We start from the raw sequence: 24,319 nt of genomic DNA, 5'->3' as shown, positions 1-24,319 counted from the left end.
GTATTACAAGTTTTGTTCAAATCATTATATTTTTAATCCTATTAGTTATTTCCAATACCATTTATCGATTAAATCCCAAATTTCCACTTCCATTTATTCAAGTTTTATTGGGAGTTGGTGCAGGTCTACTATTTGGAGTCGGGAATCTCGCCCTAGATCCTTCATTGTTCCTTGCTTTAGTTATTGCTCCCTTAAACTTTAGAGAGGGTCAGCAAAGTAATGTCGATGACTTGATGGAAAATTGGAAAGTTATTGCCTTCCTAATTTTTCCGTTGGTCTTTTTAACAGCCTTGGGAATCGGAACTTTGGCTGGCTACTTATTACCAGTAGAGGTTCCTCTCTCTGCAAGTTTTGCCCTTGGGGCTGCACTTGCGCCTACTGATGCTGTAGCCTTTTTAGTGTTATCAAATCGCTTTGCTTTTCCAAAACGATTAGAAACCATTTTGACCCTAGAGGGCTTGCTGAATGATGCGAGTGGACTTGTTGTTTTTCAATTTGCTATTTTGGCTTTAACAACTGGTAGTTTTTCCTTCGTGAGCGCAGGTACTCAGTTTGTATGGGCACTTGTCGGTGGAATGCTCGCAGGACTTTTTCTTGCTTTTGGTCATCGTGGTTTGGTTTCATTACTTGAAAAATTGGATGTAGCCGATATTCCTGGAGTTCTGTTGCTCGAACTTTCATTACCCTTACTGGCTTATTTTGTGGCTACCTATATCGGTGGTTCTGGAATTATTGCAGTGGTCATTGCAGGTCTGTTTCAATCGAAGCAGTTGAAAAAAATGACTTTGTTTGATGCGCGTGTAAATCGTGTGAACCAAATTGTTTGGGATACTCTAAATTTCTCATTGAATGGGTTGGTTTTTCTTGTTTTTGGGTACGAATTTACTCGAATCATTCAGCCTGCTTTGAGGAATCCATTGATTAGTAATGGTCACTTGTTAGGGATAGTTATTCTCTTAACCATTAGTCTGTTTCTGCTACGCTTTATTGGTTTACTCTGCTTGAATGCTTATCGAAAAGCAAGGTCTTCTAAGAGTGTTTATAGTATGCATGAGCTGGGGATTCTAACATTTTCAGGGATAAAAGGGTCGGTCTCTATTGCTACGATTTTGTTGTTACCAGAATTTGATAGTTTGATTTACAGTCTGATTCTATTTACTGTCGGAATGGTGACCCTGTTGAGTTTTTTGGCGGGCTTAGTCGTTTTACCAAGGTTTGCAAAACAGAAGAACGAGTCTCCGATTTTAGAAGGTTCTGTCCGAATCTCTATTCTGCAAGTGGTGGTCAACGAATTGGAACTGGATATTGATGATGCCGCAAATCCAAATGGTATTTATGTTGTAATTGGTCAATATTATAGGCGGATAGAACATCTTCATCGTCAGCTGATGTCTGTAGACATGCGGAAAGAGGTGGCCAGTTTAAGGTTGAAATTGGTAGAAATTGAACAGAAGGGGTTAGAGACTGTATTTGCGAAAGAACACCTCAGTTTGTCTTCCTACCGTCACTATCAAAACTATTTAAGAACATTGGAACAGGATATTAATCGTGACCTGGTTCCAACCTTCAAATACTTATGGCTAATCAGTCGAAGGGTCATCAATAAGTGGTATCATGAATGGATTAGTATCGGAACTAGTTTAGGGAAAAGGAATCAGGATGCGACTGCTCAAAAGAATGAGTATGATCCAGCATTGTCTGAATTATTCTTGGCCAATACCGCAGAGATTATTCAATTTTTAGAGAAAAATCAGTTGAGGTTCTCTGCTGAATACATTCAGCGGCTAAAAGAATTCTACCTATACCAAGCTCAATTGATTCATGCAGGAATCAAGGTGGAAGATGTTATCGGACGGATGAAACCCGAAAGTTTAGATGATCTGTTACGAGGGTATTATTTAGAAAGAAAAGTGGTTGCAGAATATGAAAAGTATGGTCATTTATCACAAATGGCAGCCAAGCAAATGCGGCGCAATATTAACCAACTAGAAAGTTATGCGCTGACGGAGTTTGATTATTTTTAAATGTATGGATATTGAATCAGACACGAGCGGGTGATAAAATGATAAATAAGAGTATAAGAAAAGGCCTAGAACCTGTGAGTGAATTTCCAACATTCTAGGTCTTTTCTTATCTGATTCATTTGAATTGTGCTAGTTAAGAATTGGCTTGATGAACAATCGCTCGTCTCCTAGTTCAATCAATTCAACTTGATTACCATAAAAATCACTGAGCAGGGCAGGAGTTAGAATTTCTTGTTTTGGTCCCTGTGCCAAGACTTTTCCTTCTTTTAGAAGGAGGACGTGAGTAAAGTTGTTTGTGATTTCTTCTGCGTGGTGGGTGACATAGATGATGGCAGGAGCATTTGGGAGTTGACAGATAGAATCGATATGATGAAGGAGGCGCTCGCGTGCCAATAGGTCAAGTCCAACGGTTGCTTCATCTAATATCAAAATAGCTGGATATTCCATGAGGCTACGGGCAATGAGCAAGAGTTGGCGTTCACCCTGTGAAAGGCTCGCATAAGTCCGACCAATTAGGTGACTAGCCTTAATAGACTTAAGCATAGCTTTTGCTTCGTTGAGCTCCGCTTGCCCATATTCACGATATAGGATGGAGGACTTATATTTACCTGTCAATACGATTTGTTCTGCAGTTAGGTCAATGGGAAATCGTTCTGCTAGAAAAGAACCGACAACACCAATTTTCGTACGAAGACTGGGTATGTCACCTTTACCAAATTCAACCCCTAATACTGTCAAATCACCAGAGGTTTTCCAAAATTCTGCCATTAGAATACGCAGGAGTGTTGACTTGCCAGCACCGTTGAGACCCAAAATTGCCCAACGTTCTCCTTGTTGAAATTCCCAGTTTATATCTTCTAAAATTATTTTACCCTGTCTCTTATAATAGACATGTTTCAATGAAAGAATCATTGCTTATCTCCTATTCCTTTTGATTATTGTATCATAAAACTGTCGGCAATTGAGAATTTTTAACAAGATATATGGTATATTTCAGATTTTATGGTATAATTGAAATGTTATAAATTTTATTATAGGAGAACATCATGGAAGACCCTGGTAGTCAGACCATCTATTTACAACTATCTATTTTATTCTTATTGACCTTGTTCAATGCCTTTTTCTCAGCATCTGAAATGGCTCTAGTTTCCCTTAATCGTTCGAGAGTTGAACAAAAAGCTGCAGAAGGGGAGAAGAAGTTTGTTCGTCTTTTGACGGTGTTAGAAAATCCAAACAATTTCTTATCTACGATTCAGGTCGGAATCACCTTTATTTCAATCCTTTCTGGTGCTAGCTTGGCCAATGATTTAGGGGCTGTGTTTGCAAAATGGATGGGAAATTCTGCGACAGCTCAGACAGCTGGTTACTGGCTAGCTCTGGCGATGCTGACATATGTATCAATTGTTCTTGGTGAATTGTATCCGAAGCGAATTGCCATGAATATGAAAGAAAACTTGGCAGTTGTCACAGCACCAGTCATTATTTTTCTTGGAAAAATTGTAAGTCCTTTTGTCTGGTTGTTATCAGCTTCGACAAACTTGATTAGTCGTATTACGCCTATGAATTTCGATGATGCAGATGAGCAAATGACTCGAGATGAGATTGAGTATATTTTAACCAAGAGCGAACAAACCTTAGATGCTGAAGAAATCGAAATGCTTCAGGGAATATTCAATTTGGATGAAATGATGGCTCGTGAAGTCATGGTACCGCGTACAGATGCTTTCATGGTAAATATCGAAGATGATATTAACGTCATCATGCAAGAAATTATTCGCCAAAATTTTTCTCGAATACCTGTTTACGAAGGGGATAAAGACAATATCATTGGCCTCATTCATACCAAAAAAATTCTTGCTGAAAGTTTCAAAAATGGATTCGATCAGTTAAATATTCGCCGTATTATGCAGGAACCACTATTTGTTCCTGAGACGATTTTTGTGGATGATTTGCTGAAGTCTTTTCGAAATACTCAAAATCAAATGGCCATCTTACTAGATGAGTATGGTGGCGTATCAGGGATTGTTACCCTCGAAGACCTGCTTGAAGAAATTGTCGGGGAAATAGATGATGAAACTGACAAAACAGAAATCTTTGTGCGTGAAATTGCGGAGAATACGTTCATTGTCCAAGGCAGTATGACCTTGAATGATTTCAACGAGTACTTTGATTTGGATTTGAGTAGTGATGATGTTGATACCATTGCAGGATTTTACTTGACAGGGCTTGGAACCATTCCAAGTCAGGATGAAAAAGAAGCCTACGAATTAGACAACAATGGTTTCCACATTGTGATGGTCAATGACAAAGTGAAAAATGGCCGTGTAACAAAATTGAAAATTCTCATCACCCCACTTGATGATGAGAACGAAGAGAAGGACTAGTTTTGGTCTTTCTTTTTTTATTCTTTTCTAAGATCAACATTATCATTGAGCATCGTCTTGTAAATATGTTACACTAATCTTTAGAAAATGAATGATAGAGGAAGATTGGATGAGAAATTTAGTTGTTTTTTACACACATCCTTGGATGGGATTGCTGATGGACCAAATGGGGCTATGGACATTGGTTTTGTCCACTAGAATGTAGAACTTGAGCAGTTTGCCAAACAGGTGACTGCCAATGCAGATACGATATTATGGGGAAGAGCAACCTATGAGATGATGTACCAGTATTGGCCAAATATGTTGAACAATGAGGAGAAGGAAGTGAGCATGAACGTGCTCATGCTGCCTGGATAGACGCGGTTGAAAAAATTGTTTGTTCAAGAACGTTACAATAAATTGCATGGAATCATTCAACTTTGATTCATGAACAGATTACCGAAAAATTCGATATTTGAAAACAGAAAATGCTAGCGATATTTTAGTTTTAGGAAGCCCTCGTCTGACTAAATTTCTCCTGAAAGAAACCGTAGTTGATGTTTTGGAATTGACTGTGTCGCCAGTCATTTTTGGGAGTGGCCTACAATTGTTTGAAGGGATAGAAGAGCACCTTGAATTAGTAGACACTCAAATAATGGAATAGGAAGTGCTTGGACTGACATACCGGATACGAAAGGATAGAGAGTTGCCGAATGAAGCAGATAGTCAATAATAGAAGCGTTTCCATTTTTGTGTTATACTAGAGGCATAAAGTTGTGAGGGAAAGATTATGACAGAGGTTGATTATCGTAAAGTAACTGGTTTGGTTCATTCAACAGAAAGTTTTGGTTCCGTTGATGGTCCTGGTGTACGTTTTGTTGTCTTTATGCAAGGTTGCCATATGCGTTGCCAATATTGCCACAATCCAGATACATGGGATTTGGTCAACCCTGCTGCGACGGAGCGTACTGCAGAGGATGTGTTAAATGAGGCACTTCGGTTTCGTATGTTTTGGGGAAAGGAAGGCGGAATAACTGTTTCTGGTGGTGAAGCTACCATTCAGATTGATTTTTTGATTGCGTTATTCACTCTTGCAAAAGAAAAAGGCATCCATACCACATTGGATACCTGTGCCTTAACCTTCCGTTCAACGGAGCGATATTTGGAAAAATACAATCGTCTCATGGAAGTGACAGATTTGGTGCTTCTTGATATTAAGGAAATAAATCCTGAACAACACCGAGTTGTGACTGGACACAGTAATAAAACCATTTTGGAATGTGCTCGTTATTTATCCGACATTGGAAAACCTGTTTGGATTCGTCACGTTTTGGTACCAAATTTAACTGATCGAGATGAAGATTTGATTGAGCTTGGTAAATTTGTCAAAACTTTAAACAATGTAGAACGTTTTGAGGTATTGCCATACCACAATCTTGGTGAATTTAAGTGGCGTGAACTTGGTCGTCCATATCCACTTGAGGGAACAAAACCTCCAACACGAGCTAGAGTGGAAAATGCTAAAGCCTTGATGGAGACTGAAACTTATCAAGAATATCTGAATCGAATTAAGGGATAAAATACTAATAAAAAGAACAGGAAGTGCCGGAGCATTTCCTGTTCTTTTTTTTATTCTAAGATTAATTTTGTTTTAATGCCATCCACATCAACAAAGGCTGCGCTATTGTCTAGTCTGTGAAGGTTTAGGTTTGCAACAATGGCACGATTCAAGGTTGCTTCAAAAGCTTCTGGATTGGAATAGATGACCGTATAGTAGGCAAGTCCTGGCATGCCTTCTTGTCTGGTTTTCAGATTTTTTCCTCCCCATTCGTTGACAGCTAGGTGGTGATGGTAGTCGCCGGAAGCTAACCAGGCTGCAGATGGGACGGAGAATTTATCCTCGACAGCTAAGACCTCCTGGTAAAACCGGCTAGAAGCAGCGCTTTCTCGGACAGACAGATGGACATGCCCCATGCGACTGCCAGCTGGCATTTGATAGGCTGCGTCAGCTTTTTTCCCTAAAGCATAGATCGTTTCAGCATCCATAGGCTCAGTAATGCCGACGATGCGGCCGTCTGGGCGGACATCCCAAGTGTCTTGAGGCAGGTCGCGGTAAATCTCAACGCCATTGCCTTCGGTGTCGGCTAGGTAAATGGCTTCGCTGTAACCGTGGTCGCTGGCCCCTTGGAGGGGAATCTTATTGTCGATAAAGTGGCGAAAAATGGTCCCAAGGTCTTCGCGGCTAGGTAGGACAATGGCCAAGTGGTAGAGTCCGTAGCTGTGGTGGACTTCGTCTTTCTGCTCTGTCTGAATCAGGCGGATAAGGATGTTTTTTTCAACGCCAAGGTCAATCTGTTTAGGGCTTTGGGAGAGGACTTTCAGCCCCAAGACTTGTTGGTAAAACTGGCTTTGGAGTTCTAAATCGCGGACGTTGAGGGCGACATGGCCCAGTTCAAAATGTGAGTTGTACATCGTAATTCCTGACTTTCTTATTCATTCAGTTTATGGTATGATTGTAACAGATACATTAAAAAACACAAGTACGATTTTATAAAATGGTTACTATTTTTTTCTAAAGTAATGGGTATTTTCAATAGAAAGAGGGAGGAAAAACATGCCAAAATATCATATCAATAATATCTATGCCTGTCCTTATTTAGCTACACAGACAGTCTTGTCTGGAAAATGGAATATTTTATTATTGCATCATATTGAGGACGGACCGATTCGGTTTAATGAATTGCATCGTCGATTGACTGGCATTTCACAAGCAACCTTAACCAAGCAGTTGCGTCAATTGGAAGAAGATGGCTTAATCACACGCAAGGTCTATGCACAAGTACCGCCAAAGGTCGAGTATGAACTGAGCGAGATTGGTCAGGAATTTAGATTGGTCTTGGAGCAAATTGAAACTTTCGGGGATAAATACATCAACTTTGTCAAATCAAAAAAATCTGAATGAGCCACTTGATTCATTCAGATTTTTGTATTTTTATAAGTCGGTATCCTTAACTGCATCTAACCAATCAGCGGCAGCTTTGGCTGTGCTTTCAAGGGCGCCTTCTTTGAACGGTGATTGGAGGTTTGCGGCTTCAACCACTTGCAAGAAGGACTTGGTGCCGCCCAAATCACAGATGCGGATGTAGTCTTCCCAAGCATTTTCATCGTGATCTACCTGCGTACGTTTCCAGAATTGTAGGGCACAGACTTGGGCCAAGGTGTAGTCAATGTAGTAGAATGGGCTAGCAAAGATGTGCCCTTGACGGTACCAGAAGATACCACGGTTGAGGGCTTCTGACTCAGAATAATCACGGTCTGGCAAGTAGAGGTCTTGGAGTTTTTTCCAAGTCGCCTTACGTTCTGCTGGTGTCATTTCTGGATGTTCATAGACTTCGTGCTGGAAGTGGTCCACCAAGACACCGTAAGGCAAGAAGAGCAGGGCGCTTGCCAAGTGGGTAAATTTATATTTATCGACTTGTTCCTTGAAGAAACGGTCCATCCACGGCCAAGTCATAAATTCCATAGACATAGAGTGGATTTCACAGGTTTCATAGGTCGGCCAGACAACTTCTGGACTTTGGATCCAACGGGAACGATAGACTTGGAAAGCGTGACCTGCTTCGTGGGTCAAAACATCAATATCACCGCTTGTTCCGTTGAAGTTAGAGAAGATGAATGGGCTTTTGTAGTCAGGGATATAGGTACAGTAGCCACCGCTGTTTTTGCCTGGTTTTGCTTTCAAGTCCAAGAGTTCATGCTCAATCATGAAATCAAAGAATTCGCCTGTTTCTGCGGATAATTCACGGTACATGTCTTGGGCTTGGCTGACGATAAAGTCAGGGTCACCCTGAGGAACAGCATTTCCGTCCAAGAACTCAAGGTTGAGGTCGTAGTGTTTGAGGCTTGGCACCTGCAATCGATTGGCTTGGCGTTGACGAAGATCTTGCACAATCGGTACGATATGTTTGAGGATTTCTTCACGGTAAACCTTGACCATATCACGATTGTAATCAAAACGGTTCATCTTGATGTAGCTGTATTCCACATAGTCCTTGAAGCCAAGTTTGTGGGCAATTTCCGTGCGGACTTTGACCAATTCATCGTAAACTCGGTCGAAATCAGCTTCCTTGCTTTCAAAGAAAGCGGTTGTAGCAGCAGAAGCAGCCTTGCGGACATCACGGTCGGTTGATTGACCGAATGGCCCCATTTGGGCCAGGTTGTAGGTCTGACCTTGGAAATTGATCTCTGCACCAGCAATCAATTTACTGTATTCATCGGTCAATTCGTTTTCCTTTTGGAACAAGGGAATCACATCAGATGAGAAAGTCTTGAGCTTGTTCTCTGCCTGCATGAAGAAAGTTTCAGGTAAAATATCTGCCAATTCAACCTTGTACGGTGTTTGGACAATGACACGATAGTAGTTGGTTGTCAATTCTTCAAATAAAGGATAATACTCGTTCCAAAATTTAGTTTCTTCGTTGTAAAACTCATCGTTCATGTCAATGGTATGACGGATCATCCAAAGATTGTACTGGGTATCGATTAAGTTGAGCAATTTTGTAGTAGCTATCACAAGTGTGCGAGTCGTTTCCAAATCACTAGCTTGAGCTAACTGTTCTGTTAGGTCAGAAAATTGCGCTTTAATCGCTGTATAATCAGGACGTATGTAGGTATAGTCTGAAAATTTCATATAGTTCTCCTTTTGCATTGTTACCTTTTATCTTACTCTTTTTGAAAACGTTTGGCAAATCCCGACCCGTCCATGTTCACAAGTCTTTCTATTTATGGTAAAATGTAGAAGATTATTAGAAAATGAGGTTGTAGACATGTCTAAATTTTTAGTTTTTGGTCACCAAAATCCTGATACTGATGCCATTGCATCATCATACGGGTGGGCTCATTTGGAGCGTGAAGTGTTTGGTCGTGATGCGGAAGCTGTAGCATTAGGAACACCAAATGAAGAAACTGCTTTTGCGCTTGAGTATTTTGGAGTTACTGCACCGCGCGTGGTTGAGTCTGCTAAGGCAGAAGGTGTTAACCAAGTCATCTTGACAGACCATAATGAATTTCAACAATCGATCGCAGACATCAAGGAAGTGGAAGTAGCAGCTGTTATTGATCACCACCGTGTTGCAAACTTTGAAACTGCAAATCCATTATATATGCGTTTGGAGCCAGTAGGTTCAGCATCATCAATCGTTTACCGTGCCTTTAAAGAAAACGGAGTAACACCTCCAAAAGAAGTAGCCGGACTTCTTTTATCAGGTTTGATTTCAGACACACTCTTGCTCAAATCTCCAACTACTCATGCAACAGATCCACAAGTTGCGGCTGAGTTGGCTGAAATTGCCGGTGTGAACTTGGAAGAATACGGCTTGGCACTCTTGAAAGCAGGCACCAACCTAGCCAGCAAGTCAGCAGAAGAATTGATTAATATTGATGCAAAAACATTTGCTTTAAATGGAAGCAATGTGCGTGTAGCCCAAGTCAATACAGTTGATATTGCAGAAGTTTTGGAGCGTCAAGAAGAAATCGAAGTTGCCATGACAGCGGCAATCGTTTCAGAAGGATACAGTGATTTCGTATTGATGATTACGGACATCGTAAACTCAAACTCTGAAATCGTTGCGCTCGGTAGTAACATGGACAAGGTGGAAGCTGCCTTTAACTTCAAGTTGGAAAACAACCACGCTTTCCTTGCAGGTGCCGTTTCACGGAAGAAGCAAGTTGTACCGCAATTAACAGATGCTTTTAATGCATAATTGCCCACTTACCGATTATCTTTGTGGTTGTTTGCCCTGATTTTCATTACTAAACCTATGCTTACAGGACATTGCTTCCATATTGATTCGGTAATTGGCATTGCCTAGCACCTTCGGGTGCTTTTTTTTATTGAAAGGAAACTCATGTCATATACAGTGAATTTTAAAGAAGTAGAGACGACAGGCTTAGAGGCAAGTATAGTGGCAGATGTTCTTGCAGGATTGCGGGCCAATGAAGCTCGCTACTTCTGGAACAAATACAAACAGAGGAGTATGTGGTTTACACACCAGATGAGAAACCTGAAATCCTGCCCATTATCGAGAAAGTATTAGCAGAGCGGGACATGGTTTTTCCTTATACTCCACTCAATGTAGCCCAACTTGAAGTAGATAGTATACTCTGATCTTTTGTTTTTTATGACAATGGCTTGGCAGTTAATGTCCTCTATACGCTTGAAGAAGGTGGCAAACGAGCGGTCTGTTTCAAATTGTCAGACGGCATTGAAATACCCAAAGAATTTGAAGGAAAATTCAAGTTTACCCGCCAACGCTCCAAACTAGCAGGCGAGATTCGTGGCACTTTCTTTGTTGTCAAGGGTGATTATTTATAGGGTAGAAAATCTGGGGAAACCCAGATTTTTTCTCCATACTTGACTTAAAGCTATATAATAGATATACAAAACTAAGGGAGAATGAATATGAACATTAAAGAAGTTTGTGAAGTGACTGGTCTATCAGCTGATACCATTCGTTATTATGAGCGGATAGGGCTTGTTCCCAAAATTGCACGAAAATCTTCTGGAGTGAGGGACTTTGCGGAAAATGATATAGCCATCTTGGAATTTGTTCGCTGTTTTAGGAGTGCGGGTATGTCGATTGAGCGCTTGATTGAGTATATGAGCTTGGTGCAGGCTGGAGATAGTACAGTGGAAGCTCGGATCGATTTACTAAAAGAAGAGCAGGAAGAATTGCGGTCACGATTGGTGGAAATTCAGGAAGCTTTAGACCGTTTGGATTATAAAATTGAAAATTATCGAACCATTTTAAGAGGAAAAGAAAGTGAATTGTTTGATGAGGGGAGAAGGGCAAGCAAAAAGAGCGGGGAATGATCCTCCGCTCTACTATTTTTTGTTCTATTTATGTGTCTGTTTCGGTCTAAATTTCTTTTTAAGTCCAATCTGAATTAAACGAAGCCCGATAAAGCCTGTTACACTTGCTAAGGTAAATGCGACAAAAACTGGCATACCTAAAGACAGGTAAATATAGCTTGAAATCACTGTTAGTAAGCTAAACAAAACAATATTGATAAAAAATACTAACTCTTTAACGCGATAATTCGTAGTATTTCTTGCTTGATAAGTTTGGTAACTTGCTTGTTGCTCTTTTGGGATATACTCTTCGTACTGGTATTCATGGGACTGATAGTGTCTTTGTGCCATATCGTCTCCTTTACTGCTCCAACAAGGATACCATAACATTACTGTGTTTTTATGACATTTATGTTACAAAACTATTACAAGGAATAAATTAGAAAAGTCTAAATATTAAAATCAACTAGTTGGGTATCAGAAATTTTCATTTTTGATATAATTATCTTATGAAGAAAATTACCATTACAGCAACGGCTGAAAGTATTGAACAGGTCAAAGAACTGATAGTAGCAGGCATTGATCGTATTTATGTAGGTGAAGAGAATCACGCTCTTCGTATTCCAACAAATTTTTCATATGATGAACTGAGGGAAATTGCAGAGCTTGTACATGGAGCGGGCAAAGAATTAACAGTCGCTGCCAATGCATTGATGCACCAAGATATGATGGATCATATCAAGCCTTTTATGGAGCTCATGCGTGAGATAAAGGTTGATTATTTAGTAGTTGGTGATGCGGGTTTGTTTTATATTAATAAACGCGATGGCTACAATTTTAAACTAATCTATGATACATCAGTTTTCGTTACTTCTAGTCGTCAAATTAATTTTTGGAAAGATCATGGAGCTGTAGAAGCCGTTTTGGCACGTGAAATTCCATCTGAAGAGCTTTTTGATATTTCTAAGAATTTGGAAATTCCAGCGGAAGTATTGGTTTATGGTGCGTCAGTCATCCACCATTCTAAACGAACTCTGTTACGAAATTATTATAATTTTGTAAAGGCTGATGAGACTGATTTATCGCGTCAACGCGGTTTGTTTTTAGCAGAACCTGCTGATCCAGAGAGTCATTATTCTATTTTTGAGGACAAACACGGTACTCATATTTTTATTAACAATGATATTGATATGATGACTAAGTTGGCAGAACTTTATTCACATGGTTATTGCAATTGGAAATTAGATGGTATTTTTTGCCCGGGTCAAAACTTTGTTGAAATCGCGAAATTATTTGTTAAAGCCAAAGAGTTGCTAGAGCAAGGAACTTTTACTTACGATCAGGCCTTTCTTTTGGATGAACAAGTTCGTAAACTTCATCCAGCTGAACGTGGTTTGGATACTGGTTTCTATGAATTTGATCGCAATAAAGTCAAATAAATCTAAGATTTGTTTTCCTATCCTAACAGAGCTGATAGATCTAATAAGCAATGATCTAATATCTGCACAGGTTTTCAATCATAAACCATCGTTAATAGAAAGAAGTTAATTATGTCAAAAACACTGAAACGTCCTGAGGTCTTGTCACCTGCTGGGACTTTGGAAAAATTGAAGGTAGCCATCGATTATGGTGCTGATGCTGTTTTCGTCGGCGGTCAAGCCTATGGTTTGCGGAGCCGCGCTGGGAACTTTAGTATGGAACAGATGCGGGAAGGGATTGAATATGCCCACGCTCGTGGAGCTAAGGTTTATGTTGCTGCCAACATGGTAACTCATGAAGGAAATGAAGCAGGTGCAGGAGCTTGGTTCCGTGAATTGCGGGATATGGGCTTGGATGCTGTCATTGTATCTGATCCCGCCCTCATCGTGATCTGTGCAACAGAGGCACCGGGTCTTGAAATTCACTTGTCTACCCAAGCTTCGTCAACCAACTACGAAACCTTTGAGTTTTGGAAAGAGTTGGGCTTGACCCGCGTTGTTTTGGCTCGCGAGGTAACAATGGAAGAAGTAGCGGAAATTCGCAAACGCACAGATGTTGAAATCGAAGCCTTTGTCCATGGTGCTATGTGTATTTCTTATTCAGGACGTTGTGTCCTATCTAACCACATGAGCAAGCGAGATGCAAACCGTGGTGGGTGTTCTCAGTCATGTCGTTGGAAATACAATCTCTACGACTTACCGTTTGGTGAAGAACGTCGTTCGATTAAGGGCGAAATACCAGAGGAGTTCTCCATGTCTGCGGTGGATATGTGTATGATAGACCATATCCCGGATATGATTGAAAATGGTATCGATAGCTTGAAGATTGAAGGCCGAATGAAATCAGTTCATTATGTATCAACTGTTACAAACTGCTATAAAGCAGCAGTTGATGCTTACCTAGAAAGTCCAGAGAAATTCGAAACCATCAAACAAGACTTGATTGATGAGATGTGGAAGGTTGCACAGCGTGAATTGGCGACTGGATTTTACTACAGTCCACCAAGTGAAAATGAGCAACTCTTTGGAGCTCGTCGTAAAATTCCAGAGTATAAGTTTATTGGTGAAGTCGTTGCATTTGATAAGGATACGATGACTGCAACTATTCGTCAACGTAATGTGATCAATGAAGGTGACCAGGTGGAATTTTATGGACCTGGCTTCAGACATTTTGAATCAACGATTCAAGATCTGCATGATTCAAGTGGTAATAAAATCGACCGTGCCAATAAACCAATGGAATTATTGACCATTAAACTAGACCGTGAAATCTATCCTGGTGACATGATTCGTGCTTGCAAATCAGGTTTGATCAATCTTTATCAAGAAGATGGCCAGTCATTAACTATTAGAGCATAAATCAATTCAAAAAAAATCCGCAACCATTCCAGTTTCGAGATTTAGGGTGTGTCCGTCGAGCATCGTTGTGGATTTCCGTCAGAATCATTGTCTAGTGGAAATGGGAGAGTTCATCAAAATGACCTGTTTTCTACTTTTGATGTTCGTTGAGCATTAGATAAATTAACAAAAAAAAAACGCATATCATCAACGTTTTCCTACAGGATTTTATGCGTTTTTTCTATTTCCGGTATGTTGCTCAATTTTTTTCTCTTGTTGCTGGGACGTTTTTACACTTTCTGGAACAAGGGTAATTTTCTGGATGTCTTCTAGATTTATAATGCTGGTCACCTGGCGCTTGAAATTTTTCATAATAATACGTTGGCGTTCCGTATCGTATTTGACGATGTCTCCAGTAAAACTGCGGTTCCCGTAGATGACATGGATAGAAGCATTCTTGTACAAGGCAAGTTCTATGTTATTTTTTATTTCTTCCTTGGTATCTGGTTCAATAGCCTTTGAAGCTCTGCTATTGCCTAAAAAGATAGAGGCATGTTCCAAAATGACTTCGATAAATCTCTTCATGGCATAATCCTTTCAAACTTGATATAATCATATTATCCAATTTTTTAAAAAATGACAAGTTTTTTCGAATAGATGATTGAAGGAGGTCACAAATGGCAACATTTACTTTTGAAATTGAAGAAAAATTATTGGTCCTATCTGAAAACGAGAAGGGATGGACCAAAGAGTTGAATCGTGTATCTTTTAATGGTACACCTGCAAAATACGATATTCGGACTTGGAGTCCGGACCATAGCAAAATGGGAAAAGGGATTACTCTAAGCAATGAAGAATTCCAGGTTCTTCTAGACGCATTTGCCAATAAATAAACGAATGAAGCCTACGCGAAGAAGGCTTCATTTTTTGTGATCGGTTGTAATAAGCGGTGGCAGATGGTTACCAGTGCAATTTTTGCTAAATCAGGAAGAATAAATGGAAGAACAGTCCAAGCAATGGTGTCAGACCAAGTAGCACCAGATACTATTTTAAAAATAAGTACTCCAGGAAAAAAGCATGCTACAGATCCAAGTAAACAAGCTAGGAATACATTTACTGAGGATGAATTTGCCTTGGTAGCCATTGAGGTTAATCCTGCATAAAGTAGGAAGCCCCAGAGGAATCCAGCTGTTGGACCCACCAGTGCAGCAAATCCACCAGAAAAACCAGCAAAAACAGGCAAACCAATAGCGCCAAGTACTAGATATAATCCAACGCTTGCAAGGGCATCTTTAGGTTTGTAAAGACAAGCAACCAAGCCAATAGCTAATGTTTGGAGAGTAAATGGAACTGGGCCAATAGATAAACTAATTTGCGAAAGTGCAGCAATCAAAGCTGTTCCGATAGCGATATAAACAAGTGATCTTGTTGATGTTTTGGTCATTTTGTTATCCCCTTTATTTTTTATGGTTAACAAAATTATAGTGAGAATCTAAAAGAAAGTCAATGGAATTTCATCGGCTGTAACAGCAATATAGTTTTTCTTTATATCTAAGTATACAAAATTAATATAAGTAAAAACATATTTATTAATATTATTTTACTTTTTGTTGTGTTACAATTCTAAAAAAGAAAGCGAGATTCCTTATGACCGAATTACTTGATATTTATCGTATCCTAAAGTCAAAAAAGTGGGTTGATCTTACTCATCAGATTGATGAAGCAAGTCCACATTTTCCAGCTCTACCAGCTTTAGAAAAACGACCAATTTTTACACATAAAGACGGATTCTTTGTTCAGCAATTTACAGTAGTCGGACAATATGGAACGCACATTGATGCTCCAGTTCATTTTGTTGAAGGTGCCCGTTATCTTGATGAAATTGATTTGAAAGATTTCCTACTTCCTCTTTATGTCATTGATAAGTCGGATGCGGTGGCAGCTAATCATGATTATGAGATTACGAAACAAGATATTTTAGACTTTGAGGCTGTCTATGGCGCTATTGCACCAGATTCATTTATTGCTTTTCGTTCCGACTGGTCAAAACGTTGGCCTAGCCAAGATGCAATTCGAAACTTAGATGAACAGGGTATTCAACACACACCAGGTTGGAGTCACGAAGCTTTGGAATATCTGATTGAAGAGCGTCATGTGAAAGCAGTGGGGCATGAAACATTAGATACTGACTCAGGTGCTTTAGCTACTAAAAATAATGGAAATCTAGTGGAGGAATACTACCTCTTGTCCAAAGATATTTACCAATTGGAAGTACTGACTAACCTTGATCAGGTGCCAGCCTCAGGTGCCTTGATTTCAATTGCCTTTCCACATTGGGAGAAAGCATCCGGTTCACCAGTGCGTGCTGTAGCTATTTTACCTTAAGAAAAAATCCAGACACGGATCAAATCTTCCTTGTCTGGATTTTTTTGAATTAACGCATGGTAACAAATTCTTCTGATCCTGTAGGGTGAATTGCAACAACAGCATCAAATTCTTCTTTTGTAGCCCCCATTTTGATAGCCACTGCAAACCCTTGAATCATTTCATCAACACCATATCCGATACCATGTAAACCAACAACCTGCTCGTTTTCTCCAGCGGTTACTAATTTGAATTTCGCCATTTGTCGATGTTTTCCTAGGGCAGTGTACATAGAGGTAAAGGCTGATGTATAAACTTTTACATTATCTTTTCCGTATTGGGAAATTGCTTCGTCTTCAGTTAGACCAACAGTTCCGATTGCTGGATGAGAAAAGACAACGGTTGGAATAGTATTGTAATCCATCTTAGCAGTTGGTTTATTATTAAACAGACGTTCTGCCAGAAGGCGACCGGCCTTGATGGCTACAGGTGTCAATTCTTTTTCACCAGTTACATCACCGAGGGCATAAATGCCGGAAATACCAGTCTCCTGAAATTCATTGACTGCAATATGCCCAGATGGAGTGAGTTGAACACCGGTTGCTTCAAGATTGAGCTTATCTACATTTGGTTTACGGCCGATAGCCCAGAGAACTTGCTGAGCAACATGGCTACTACCGTCTTCAAAATGAATTTGGATGTGACCATCCTGTGTTTTTTCAAGGCTAATAGGTGTTTTTCCAGTATGGAGTGGGAGATTGGTCCGATTCATTTCTTCCATTAATGCCTCGACAATATAGGTATCAAAACTCCGAAGCGGACGGTTTCCTCGAACAAATAGGTCTGTTTGAACACCTAGTCCATGAAGGAGTCCAGCCATTTCAACAGCAATATAACCAGCTCCTAATATCGCTACTGAAGATGGTAATTCTTCCCAAGCAAAGACATCATCGGATACGATTCCCAACTCACTCCCTGGTATTGATGGTACATCAGGCCTAGCGCCTGTAGCGATGACAATATGTTTGGCACGTATCAATTCGCCATTAACTTCAACAGTTTGATTATCCACAAAACGTGCGAAACCGTTGATTACTTCTACTCCATTCTTATTAAAAGTATTACCATAGGATATGCGTGAACGTTCAATATAGGCCTCACGATTTTTTCGTAAGGTAGAGAAATCAAAGGTGACTTCTTGACTAGTAAAGCCATATTCTGGGCCATAGTTTTGAATGGCCTCTGCTATTTGAGATCCGTACCACATAATCTTTTTAGGGACACAGCCAAGATTGACACAGGTACCTCCTAGGTAACTAGCCTCAATGACTGCAGCCTTGGCACCATACATTGCAGCACGGTTCATTGTTGCAATACCTCCGCTACCTCCACCAATAGAAATAATATCGAATTCTTTCATGAATATCCTCCCAACTCAATTGTTTTACTACATCCATTGTAACGTTTTTGTGAGTGTCAATCAAAAATTCACTACGGATTTCTTACAAAAGTGTAAGTGGGCATATCTTCACTTTTTTGTAAAATAATTAGGAGAACACTTGCATAAATTGATGTATTGGTGTATTATATGTTTAACACAAAATAAGTATGTTTTTCATAAACTAAAAGGAGAGATCTATGTTAAAGTCAAAAAAGGCTAAAATTGCTTTATTTTCTGGATTGGGTGTTGCAGCTGTTGCACTCGTTGGAGGAGCATTACTGTACTCAGGTGTCATGGGTGGGTCGACTGTTGGTGATGAAACGATGCCTACAAGTTTGAGTTATCAAGTCGTTCAAGAGGGTTCAATTGCTTCATCTACCCTATTGACTGGTGTGGTTTCAGCTGCTGAGGAACAATATGTTTATTACGACCCTTCTAAGGGCGACATTAGTGAGATTCTAGTTGAGCCAGGTAGCCAAGTTGAAGCAGGAACAGCTCTACTTCGTTACGACAGTACAGAACTACAATCTGCTCTTGATTCAGCTGTTCGTGCACGAGATAAGGTTGGGCGTCAAATTGATGAGTTGCAACGGAATTATCAAACTGTAACCGTTCCAGCTGATGCTACAACAGGCGAAGACACTCAGTCAACTTCCCAACAATCATATGATTCACAGCTAGCTGATCTTAATGATGCCTATGCCGATGCACAGGCGGCTGTTGATAAAGCTTACACAGCAGTTTTAGAGGCGACAGTAACCAGTACAGTTTCAGGAACCGTGGTCGAAGTGAATAAATCTGTTTCTAAAAATGCAACAGGTAGTCAAACAGTCATTCACATCGTGAATCAAGCAAGTCTACAAGTAAAAGGCAACTTAACTGAGTATGATTTGGCAAATATCGCTACTGATCAAGCAGTCAAATTGACTACAAAAGTATATCCAGACCAAACTTGGGATGGGAAAATTTCCTATATTTCAAATTATCCTGCGACAGACCAAGAAGCTAGTGCAGTTGCCGGTGCAACAAGGGGAACTGGTGCAAAATATCCTTTCAAGGTTGCTATAACTAGTGAAGTTGGGGATTTGAAACTAGGGTTCACTGTGAGTATTGAAGTAGTGAATACAAGCAAAAATATATTAGTTCCTGTGACAGCAGTTGTTTATGAGGAAGATAAGACATTTGTTTGGACAATTGTAGATGGGAAGGCTAAAAAAGTAGAAGTTACTTTAGGAAATGCTGATGCGATAAATCAGGAAGTGCAAACAGGATTGGCAGTTGGAGATCATGTCATTTCAAACCCAACATTGGACTTAGAAGATGGAAAAGAGGTAGAAGCCTATGAAGAACCAGCTAATTAAGCTGACTAATATCAATAAGTCCTATAGAAATGGTGATCAAGAACTCCGGGTCCTTAAAGATATTGACTTAGAGGTAGAAGAAGGTGAATTTCTAGCGATTATGGGGCCTTCGGGCTCTGGTAAATCCACTTTAATGAACATAATAGGTTTATTAGATCGCTCTAGTTCAGGCAATTATTGGTTGGAGGGGGAGGAAGTTAGTCAGTTATCTGAGAAAAAATTAGCTTCAGTTCGAAATGATCAAATCGGCTTTGTCTTTCAACAATTCTTCTTGTTGTCTAAATTAAATGCATTACAAAATGTTGAATTACCGTTGATATATGCAGGTGTTCCCTCTGCAAAACGAAAAAAATTGGCCAAGCAATACCTGGAGAAGGTCGAATTGGCAGAACGTATGACCCACTTACCGTCTGAATTATCAGGTGGTCAAAAACAGCGGGTAGCTATTGCGCGTGCCTTAGTAAATACTCCTGCGATTATTCTTGCTGATGAACCAACAGGTGCTTTGGATACGAAGACCGGTCAGCAGATTATGGAATTATTAATAGAACTCAATAATGAAGGTAAGACAATCATTATGGTAACTCATGAACCTGAAATCGCTGCATATGCGAAACGAACAATTGTTTTACGAGACGGTGTCATTACTGAAGATAGACGTAGAGAGGAGATTTAAATGGAAAATTGGAAATTTGCCTTAAAATCAATCCTCGCACATAAAATGCGTTCTTTACTGACCATGTTGGGGATTATTATTGGTGTGGCAGCTGTTGTTGTTATCGTTGCCTTGGGAACTGGTATGAGTAAGAGTATTGAAAAAGCTCTTGCTGGTGACAAAAATAATGTTGAAGTCTACTTTATGCCATACACCGAATCGGATGAAAGTTCCTCAATGGGAATTTTTGGTAGTATTGGTGGTGGTGAAATGTCAATGGAAGAAGAACCTGATTTGACAGATGCGATGCTTCAGGGCTTATTAGAAATTGATGGGATTAGTAATTACTATATTAGTTTATCAAATACTACTGAAGTGTCTGCAGGAAGTAAGAAAGCTGATAATGTCTTTATAAATGGTGTAAGTCAATCCTATTTTGATGTGAAAGAGTTAGAGATATTGGCTGGTAGAAAGTTTATGCCAAATGATTATTCTCGATATTCGCGCATTATGATGTTAGATGTCAATTTAGCTGAAAAACTTTTTGGTAGTATGGATGCAGCCCTTAACCAGACGGTTAGTGTAAATCAAAACGTTTACCTTGTCGTTGGTGTCTATACAGATCCACAAGCTGGTTCAGCCCTTTACGGAATGAAATCTGGTGGGAATGCCATTATGACCAACACTCAATTGGCTACCGAAATGGGAGTAAATGAGAATCGAGGTCTATATCTTCACGTAGATGATGTTAGTCGTGCAGGGGAAGTTGGTCAAGCAGCAGCAGATTATTTAACGAAAGTTACTGGCTTAAAAGAAGCAAGATATGACATTTATGATATGTCAGCTATGCTGGATTCCTTTAGAAGTGAAATGGCTGGTGTCACAATGTTTATTGGTGCAGTTGCAGGGATCTCTTTGCTTGTTGGTGGTATTGGTGTCATGAACATTATGTTGGTTTCCGTCACTGAGCGAACTCGTGAAATTGGTCTCCGAAAAGCACTAGGAGCAACCCGAGGAAATATTCTCCTGCAATTCTTGATTGAAGCGATGGTGCTGACTACTCTGGGGGGAGCGATCGGTTTAGCTATTGCCCAAACTATCGTGTTTATTCTCAACGCTACAAAGGTGATGGGGGAAAATATGACGGCAGAAATCTCCATACCAGTTGTACTTGGTAGCTTGGCCTTTTCTGCGGTTGTTGGTATAGTATTTGGAGTATTACCAGCCAATAAAGCTTCGAAACTTGATCCGATTGAAGCTCTGCGTTATGAGTAATACAACAGGAACGATTAGGTTATCCTAGTCGTTTTTCTTTTTTGAGCAAATCAATTGACTATATCACTAATTAGAGATAAAATAAACGCATCAATTAAGAAAATAATGAGTTCAAAGGAGAACACATCATGATAGAATTAGGTATTTCAACATTTGGCGAAACAACTCCATTAGAAAAAACTGGCGAGACTTACAGCCATGTCGAGCGGATACGCCAACTAGTCAAAGAAATAGAGCTAGCAGATGCGGTGGGGCTTGATGTATATGGGATTGGGGAGCATCACCGAGAAGATTTTGCGGTTTCTGCACCTGAGATTGTGCTGGCAGCTGGTGCCGTCAATACCAAGCAGATCAAGCTAACATCGGCAGTTTCTATCCTTTCCTCCATGGACCCTGTGAGACTATACCAGCAATATGCCACAATCGATGCTTTATCAAATGGCAGAGCAGAGATTATGGCTGGTCGTGGTTCCTTTACGGAGTCTTTTCCCTTGTTTGGCTATGACCTCTATGACTATGAAGAACTCTTCGATGAAAAGTTGGATATGCTTTTGGAAATTGACAAGGAAACAAATCTCAAGTGGGATGGGCATTTCACTCAGTCCGTCGATAATAAGCCGGTCTATCCACGTCCTGTTCAGGAAGATTTTCCAATTTGGGTCGCAACTGGAGGCAATGTAGAATCTACTATCAAGATTGCAAAGAAAGGCCTGCCTATTGTGTATGCAGTCATTGGTGCAGGTGCTCATCGCTTTAAACCTTTGGTGGATGCCTATCGTAAGGTAGCCCGAAACTCAGGCCACGATCCGAAGAAGACCAAGGTAGCAGCCCATTCTTGGGGTTGGATAGCTGATGACCATGACAAAGCAGTAGAAGATTATTTCCATCCTACTAAAGTTGTGACCAATAATATTGCAAAAAACCGTCCACATTGGAGCGAAATGACAAAGGCGCAATATCTCTACTCCCTTACAGATGAGGGGGCGACCATCGTCGGAAATCCAACACATGTTGCAGCTAAAATCATTAAGACCATTGAAACACTTGACTTGGACCGTTTCTTCCTCCATCTCCCAATCGGATCAATGCCACATGAGGATGTCCTCCATGCCATCGAACTCTATGGAAAAGAAGTTGCGCCAATTGTCCGAGATTATTTTGCTAAGAAAGAAGAGAATCAGTCTCAAGACTGATGAGATAGTTGATAAGATGAGCTATACTATTATCAATCCTAAATATTTTTCATAATCTCCTTAAAAGCTTGGTCAGTTGGCTAGGCTTTTTTTGCATGCAAAAACACTCTCGGAATTGCCAAGAGTGTTTTACGTAACTGTGTTAAACAGTTTGTTATTTTTACTTCATTATCGGGAGTGATAAGGTCTGGTAGATCTTGTCAGCTAATCTTCTATTTCATGGTCGGGAGTGATGAGGTCTAGTAGACCTTTTCAGCCAATCGCTAAGAAACTGGAAAGCGATTGGTATTTCCTAGTGGCAACAATACAAGAAGGATACTGTCGCTTACTTCATTGTAGGGAGTGAGAAGGTCTGGTAGACCTTCTCAGCCAATCGCCAAGAAACTGGAAAGCGATTGAAATATCCTAGTGAAGACAATACAAGAAGGATACTTTCGCTTACTTCATTGTAGGGAATAACAACACATCTCGAATAGTAGTAGTATCTGTCAAGAGCATGCAGAGTCGGTCGATACCGATTCCGAGGCCACCTGTTGGTGGCATACCGTACTCTAGGGCTTCGATGTAGTCGTAGTCAACGCCTGTCGCTTCGTCGTCACCCAATTCTTTGGCTTTGGCTTGGGTTTCAAAGCGTTCCAATTGGTCGATTGGGTCGTTCAATTCGGTAAAGGCATTTCCGTATTCCTTGGTCATGATGAAGAGCTCAAAGCGATCCGTAAAGCGTGGATCTTCATCGTTTTTCTTAGCCAATGGGGAAACAGCTACTGGATGGCCGTAGACAAAGGTTGGTTGGATTAATGTTTCCTCTACGAATTCTTCAAAGAAGCTGTTGATAATTTGTCCTACCTCTGTGTGGTGTTTTTCTACAGTAACGTTGTGTTCATTTGCCAGGGCGATAGCTTCTTCTAAGCTCATTTCCTGCCAGAAGTCCACACCGGTTTGTTCCTTAATAGCATCGACGATGTGGATACGCTTGAATGGCTCGTGGATAGCAATTTCAGTTCCTTGATAGGTTACAGGACCGTCGCCGACAACTGCCTTAGCGGTATGTTGGATAATACCCTCGGTCAAGTCCATAATGTCTTGGTAGTCAGCGTAGGCTTGGTAAACCTCGATAGAAGTGAATTCTGGGTTGTGGGTCGCATCCATTCCTTCATTACGGAAGATACGGCCAATTTCATAAACGCGTTCCATACCACCGACAATTAGGCGCTTGAGGTGAAGTTCCGTTGCGATACGAAGTACCATATCAATGTTTTGGGCATTGTGGTGGGTGATGAATGGACGAGCCGCGGCACCACCAGCTTCATTATGAAGGACAGGTGTTTCAACTTCTAAGAAACCAAGTCCATCAAGGTAACGACGGATTTCTGAAATGATTTTTGAACGTGTTACAAAGCGTTCAAAACTTTCGCGATTGGTAATTAAGTCTAAATATCGTTTTCGGTAGCGAGTTTCAACGTCAGTCAAACCATGGAATTTTTCTGGCAACGGGCGGAGCGCTTTAGACAAGTGAGTTAATTTACGAGCATGAATGGTCAATTCACCAACATTAGTCTTCATGACATCACCTTCGACACCAACAAAGTCTCCAAGGTCTGCTTTTTTGAAGATTTCATAGTTTTCTTCGCCAACGTCATCCTTACGAACGTAAATCTGAATTTGTCCTTCGCGGTCTTGGATATGAGCAAAACCTGCTTTACCCTTACCGCGTTTGGTCATAATCCGACCTGCAATGGTTGCAGTTTGTGCCAATTCTTCCAACTCTTCTTTGTCTTTATCTTCATATTGTGCTTTCAATTCAGCAGAGTTAGTAGAACGGTCAAAACGTTTACCGAATGGGTCAATACCCTGTTCAGCCAATGCCGTCATTTTTTCACGACGGACAATCTGTTGGTCATTTAGTTCTTCAAAATGTTCAGTTGACATAAAAAATTCATTCCTCCAAAGTCTGTTCCTTCTATTTTATCATAGAAG

At 40.3% G+C, this 24,319-nt stretch carries 23 protein-coding genes and 1 pseudogene; 16 read left to right on the top strand and 8 right to left on the bottom strand.

The window, feature by feature from the left end; all coding sequences use genetic code 11:
• Positions 1–2 precede the first annotated feature (2 nt).
• Positions 3–2,024, top strand: a complete 2,022-nt coding sequence (locus ACPC57_RS03030; protein WP_434066293.1) for a cation:proton antiporter — start codon at positions 3–5, stop codon at positions 2,022–2,024.
• A gap of 129 nt (positions 2,025–2,153) precedes the next feature.
• Here ACPC57_RS03030 and ACPC57_RS03025 read toward each other — a convergent pair whose 3' ends face one another.
• Complete coding sequence (locus ACPC57_RS03025) at positions 2,154–2,936, bottom strand: ABC transporter ATP-binding protein (RefSeq protein ID WP_274504634.1); 783 nt, start codon at positions 2,934–2,936, stop codon at positions 2,154–2,156.
• Positions 2,937–3,070: 134 nt separating this feature from the next.
• Here ACPC57_RS03025 and ACPC57_RS03020 point away from each other — a divergent pair, with 134 nt between their 5' ends.
• The 3 genes from ACPC57_RS03020 to pflA all read left to right on the top strand — a co-directional run bounded on the left by ACPC57_RS03020 (position 3,071) and on the right by pflA (position 5,966).
• Entirely contained in the window at positions 3,071–4,408 is a 1,338-nt protein-coding gene (locus tag ACPC57_RS03020) for a hemolysin family protein (protein ID WP_289649149.1), read from the top strand.
• Between the two features lie 454 nt (positions 4,409–4,862).
• Positions 4,863–5,051 carry a dihydrofolate reductase family protein gene (locus ACPC57_RS03015; protein WP_274504636.1) on the top strand — a complete coding sequence of 63 codons (189 nt, stop codon included), beginning with the start codon at positions 4,863–4,865 and terminating at the stop codon, positions 5,049–5,051.
• A gap of 123 nt (positions 5,052–5,174) precedes the next feature.
• A complete protein-coding gene (gene pflA, locus ACPC57_RS03010; protein ID WP_024391193.1) occupies positions 5,175–5,966 on the top strand; it encodes a pyruvate formate-lyase-activating protein in 792 nt (263 codons plus the stop codon).
• A gap of 50 nt (positions 5,967–6,016) precedes the next feature.
• Here pflA and ACPC57_RS03005 read toward each other — a convergent pair whose 3' ends face one another.
• Positions 6,017–6,859 (bottom strand): VOC family protein, encoded by an 843-nt coding sequence (locus tag ACPC57_RS03005; RefSeq protein ID WP_217374773.1) that lies wholly within the window; start codon positions 6,857–6,859, stop codon positions 6,017–6,019.
• Between the two features lie 142 nt (positions 6,860–7,001).
• Between ACPC57_RS03005 and ACPC57_RS03000 the strand changes: the two genes are divergently transcribed.
• Positions 7,002–7,349, top strand: a complete 348-nt coding sequence (locus ACPC57_RS03000; RefSeq protein WP_130555611.1) for a winged helix-turn-helix transcriptional regulator — start codon at positions 7,002–7,004, stop codon at positions 7,347–7,349.
• A gap of 30 nt (positions 7,350–7,379) precedes the next feature.
• Here ACPC57_RS03000 and ACPC57_RS02995 read toward each other — a convergent pair whose 3' ends face one another.
• Positions 7,380–9,077: a M3 family oligoendopeptidase gene (locus tag ACPC57_RS02995; protein ID WP_217374774.1), complete on the bottom strand. Its 1,698-nt coding sequence runs from the start codon at positions 9,075–9,077 to the stop codon at positions 7,380–7,382.
• A 136-nt stretch (positions 9,078–9,213) separates the two neighbouring features.
• On the opposite strand from ACPC57_RS02995, the gene ACPC57_RS02990 reads away from it, so the two are divergent.
• The 3 genes and pseudogenes from ACPC57_RS02990 to nmlR all read left to right on the top strand — a co-directional run bounded on the left by ACPC57_RS02990 (position 9,214) and on the right by nmlR (position 11,258).
• Positions 9,214–10,149 carry a manganese-dependent inorganic pyrophosphatase gene (locus tag ACPC57_RS02990; RefSeq protein WP_217374775.1) on the top strand — a complete coding sequence of 312 codons (936 nt, stop codon included), beginning with the start codon at positions 9,214–9,216 and terminating at the stop codon, positions 10,147–10,149.
• Between the two features lie 144 nt (positions 10,150–10,293).
• Positions 10,294–10,760, top strand: a pseudogene (locus ACPC57_RS02985) (phage tail protein).
• A gap of 87 nt (positions 10,761–10,847) precedes the next feature.
• On the top strand, positions 10,848–11,258 hold the full coding sequence (gene nmlR / locus ACPC57_RS02980; RefSeq protein ID WP_434065914.1) for a stress response transcriptional regulator NmlR: 411 nt from the start codon (positions 10,848–10,850) through the stop codon (positions 11,256–11,258).
• Positions 11,259–11,282: 24 nt separating this feature from the next.
• Here nmlR and ACPC57_RS02975 read toward each other — a convergent pair whose 3' ends face one another.
• Positions 11,283–11,588 carry a DUF3270 domain-containing protein gene (locus tag ACPC57_RS02975; RefSeq protein WP_217374777.1) on the bottom strand — a complete coding sequence of 102 codons (306 nt, stop codon included), beginning with the start codon at positions 11,586–11,588 and terminating at the stop codon, positions 11,283–11,285.
• A 158-nt stretch (positions 11,589–11,746) separates the two neighbouring features.
• On the opposite strand from ACPC57_RS02975, the gene ACPC57_RS02970 reads away from it, so the two are divergent.
• Complete coding sequence (locus ACPC57_RS02970; RefSeq protein WP_274504639.1) at positions 11,747–12,676, top strand: peptidase U32 family protein; 930 nt, start codon at positions 11,747–11,749, stop codon at positions 12,674–12,676.
• Between the two features lie 111 nt (positions 12,677–12,787).
• Positions 12,788–14,074, top strand: coding sequence for a peptidase U32 family protein (locus ACPC57_RS02965; protein WP_217374779.1), 1,287 nt, complete (start codon positions 12,788–12,790; stop codon positions 14,072–14,074).
• A 207-nt stretch (positions 14,075–14,281) separates the two neighbouring features.
• Here the strand turns inward: ACPC57_RS02965 and ACPC57_RS02960 are convergent, their stop codons facing one another.
• A complete protein-coding gene (locus ACPC57_RS02960; RefSeq protein ID WP_277836792.1) occupies positions 14,282–14,638 on the bottom strand; it encodes a hypothetical protein in 357 nt (118 codons plus the stop codon).
• Positions 14,639–14,730: 92 nt separating this feature from the next.
• Between ACPC57_RS02960 and ACPC57_RS02955 the strand changes: the two genes are divergently transcribed.
• On the top strand, positions 14,731–14,946 hold the full coding sequence (locus tag ACPC57_RS02955) for a YdbC family protein (RefSeq protein WP_171988872.1): 216 nt from the start codon (positions 14,731–14,733) through the stop codon (positions 14,944–14,946).
• Positions 14,947–14,957: 11 nt separating this feature from the next.
• On the opposite strand, the gene ACPC57_RS02950 is transcribed toward ACPC57_RS02955, so the two are convergent.
• Positions 14,958–15,497, bottom strand: coding sequence for a biotin transporter BioY (locus ACPC57_RS02950; protein WP_277836791.1), 540 nt, complete (start codon positions 15,495–15,497; stop codon positions 14,958–14,960).
• Positions 15,498–15,700: 203 nt separating this feature from the next.
• On the opposite strand from ACPC57_RS02950, the gene ACPC57_RS02945 reads away from it, so the two are divergent.
• Positions 15,701–16,438 carry a cyclase family protein gene (locus ACPC57_RS02945; RefSeq protein ID WP_130555616.1) on the top strand — a complete coding sequence of 246 codons (738 nt, stop codon included), beginning with the start codon at positions 15,701–15,703 and terminating at the stop codon, positions 16,436–16,438.
• Positions 16,439–16,487: 49 nt separating this feature from the next.
• Here ACPC57_RS02945 and gorA read toward each other — a convergent pair whose 3' ends face one another.
• Positions 16,488–17,837: a glutathione-disulfide reductase gene (gene gorA / locus ACPC57_RS02940; protein ID WP_434066277.1), complete on the bottom strand. Its 1,350-nt coding sequence runs from the start codon at positions 17,835–17,837 to the stop codon at positions 16,488–16,490.
• Between the two features lie 218 nt (positions 17,838–18,055).
• Between gorA and ACPC57_RS02935 the strand changes: the two genes are divergently transcribed.
• From ACPC57_RS02935 to ACPC57_RS02920, 4 genes are all read left to right on the top strand, one after another.
• Positions 18,056–19,219 (top strand): efflux RND transporter periplasmic adaptor subunit, encoded by a 1,164-nt coding sequence (locus tag ACPC57_RS02935; RefSeq protein ID WP_434066276.1) that lies wholly within the window; start codon positions 18,056–18,058, stop codon positions 19,217–19,219.
• On the top strand, positions 19,200–19,895 hold the full coding sequence (locus ACPC57_RS02930; RefSeq protein ID WP_024396781.1) for an ABC transporter ATP-binding protein: 696 nt from the start codon (positions 19,200–19,202) through the stop codon (positions 19,893–19,895). Before ACPC57_RS02935 ends, ACPC57_RS02930 begins: the two co-directional genes overlap by 20 nt.
• On the top strand, positions 19,896–21,149 hold the full coding sequence (locus ACPC57_RS02925; RefSeq protein WP_217374785.1) for an ABC transporter permease: 1,254 nt from the start codon (positions 19,896–19,898) through the stop codon (positions 21,147–21,149).
• A 128-nt stretch (positions 21,150–21,277) separates the two neighbouring features.
• Positions 21,278–22,342 (top strand): LLM class flavin-dependent oxidoreductase, encoded by a 1,065-nt coding sequence (locus ACPC57_RS02920; RefSeq protein WP_434066275.1) that lies wholly within the window; start codon positions 21,278–21,280, stop codon positions 22,340–22,342.
• A gap of 438 nt (positions 22,343–22,780) precedes the next feature.
• Here ACPC57_RS02920 and lysS read toward each other — a convergent pair whose 3' ends face one another.
• The gene (lysS, locus tag ACPC57_RS02915; RefSeq protein WP_217374786.1) at positions 22,781–24,271 is read right to left on the bottom strand and encodes a lysine--tRNA ligase; all 1,491 of its coding nucleotides are present in this window, start codon (positions 24,269–24,271) and stop codon (positions 22,781–22,783) included.
• Positions 24,272–24,319: the final 48 nt, after the last annotated feature.

The sequence above is a fragment of the Streptococcus sp. VTCC 12886 genome (assembly GCF_049893425.1).
GTDB classification, from domain to species: Bacteria; Bacillota; Bacilli; order Lactobacillales; family Streptococcaceae; genus Streptococcus; species Streptococcus suis_AA.
This window is presented reverse-complemented; position numbering and strand designations above follow the sequence as displayed.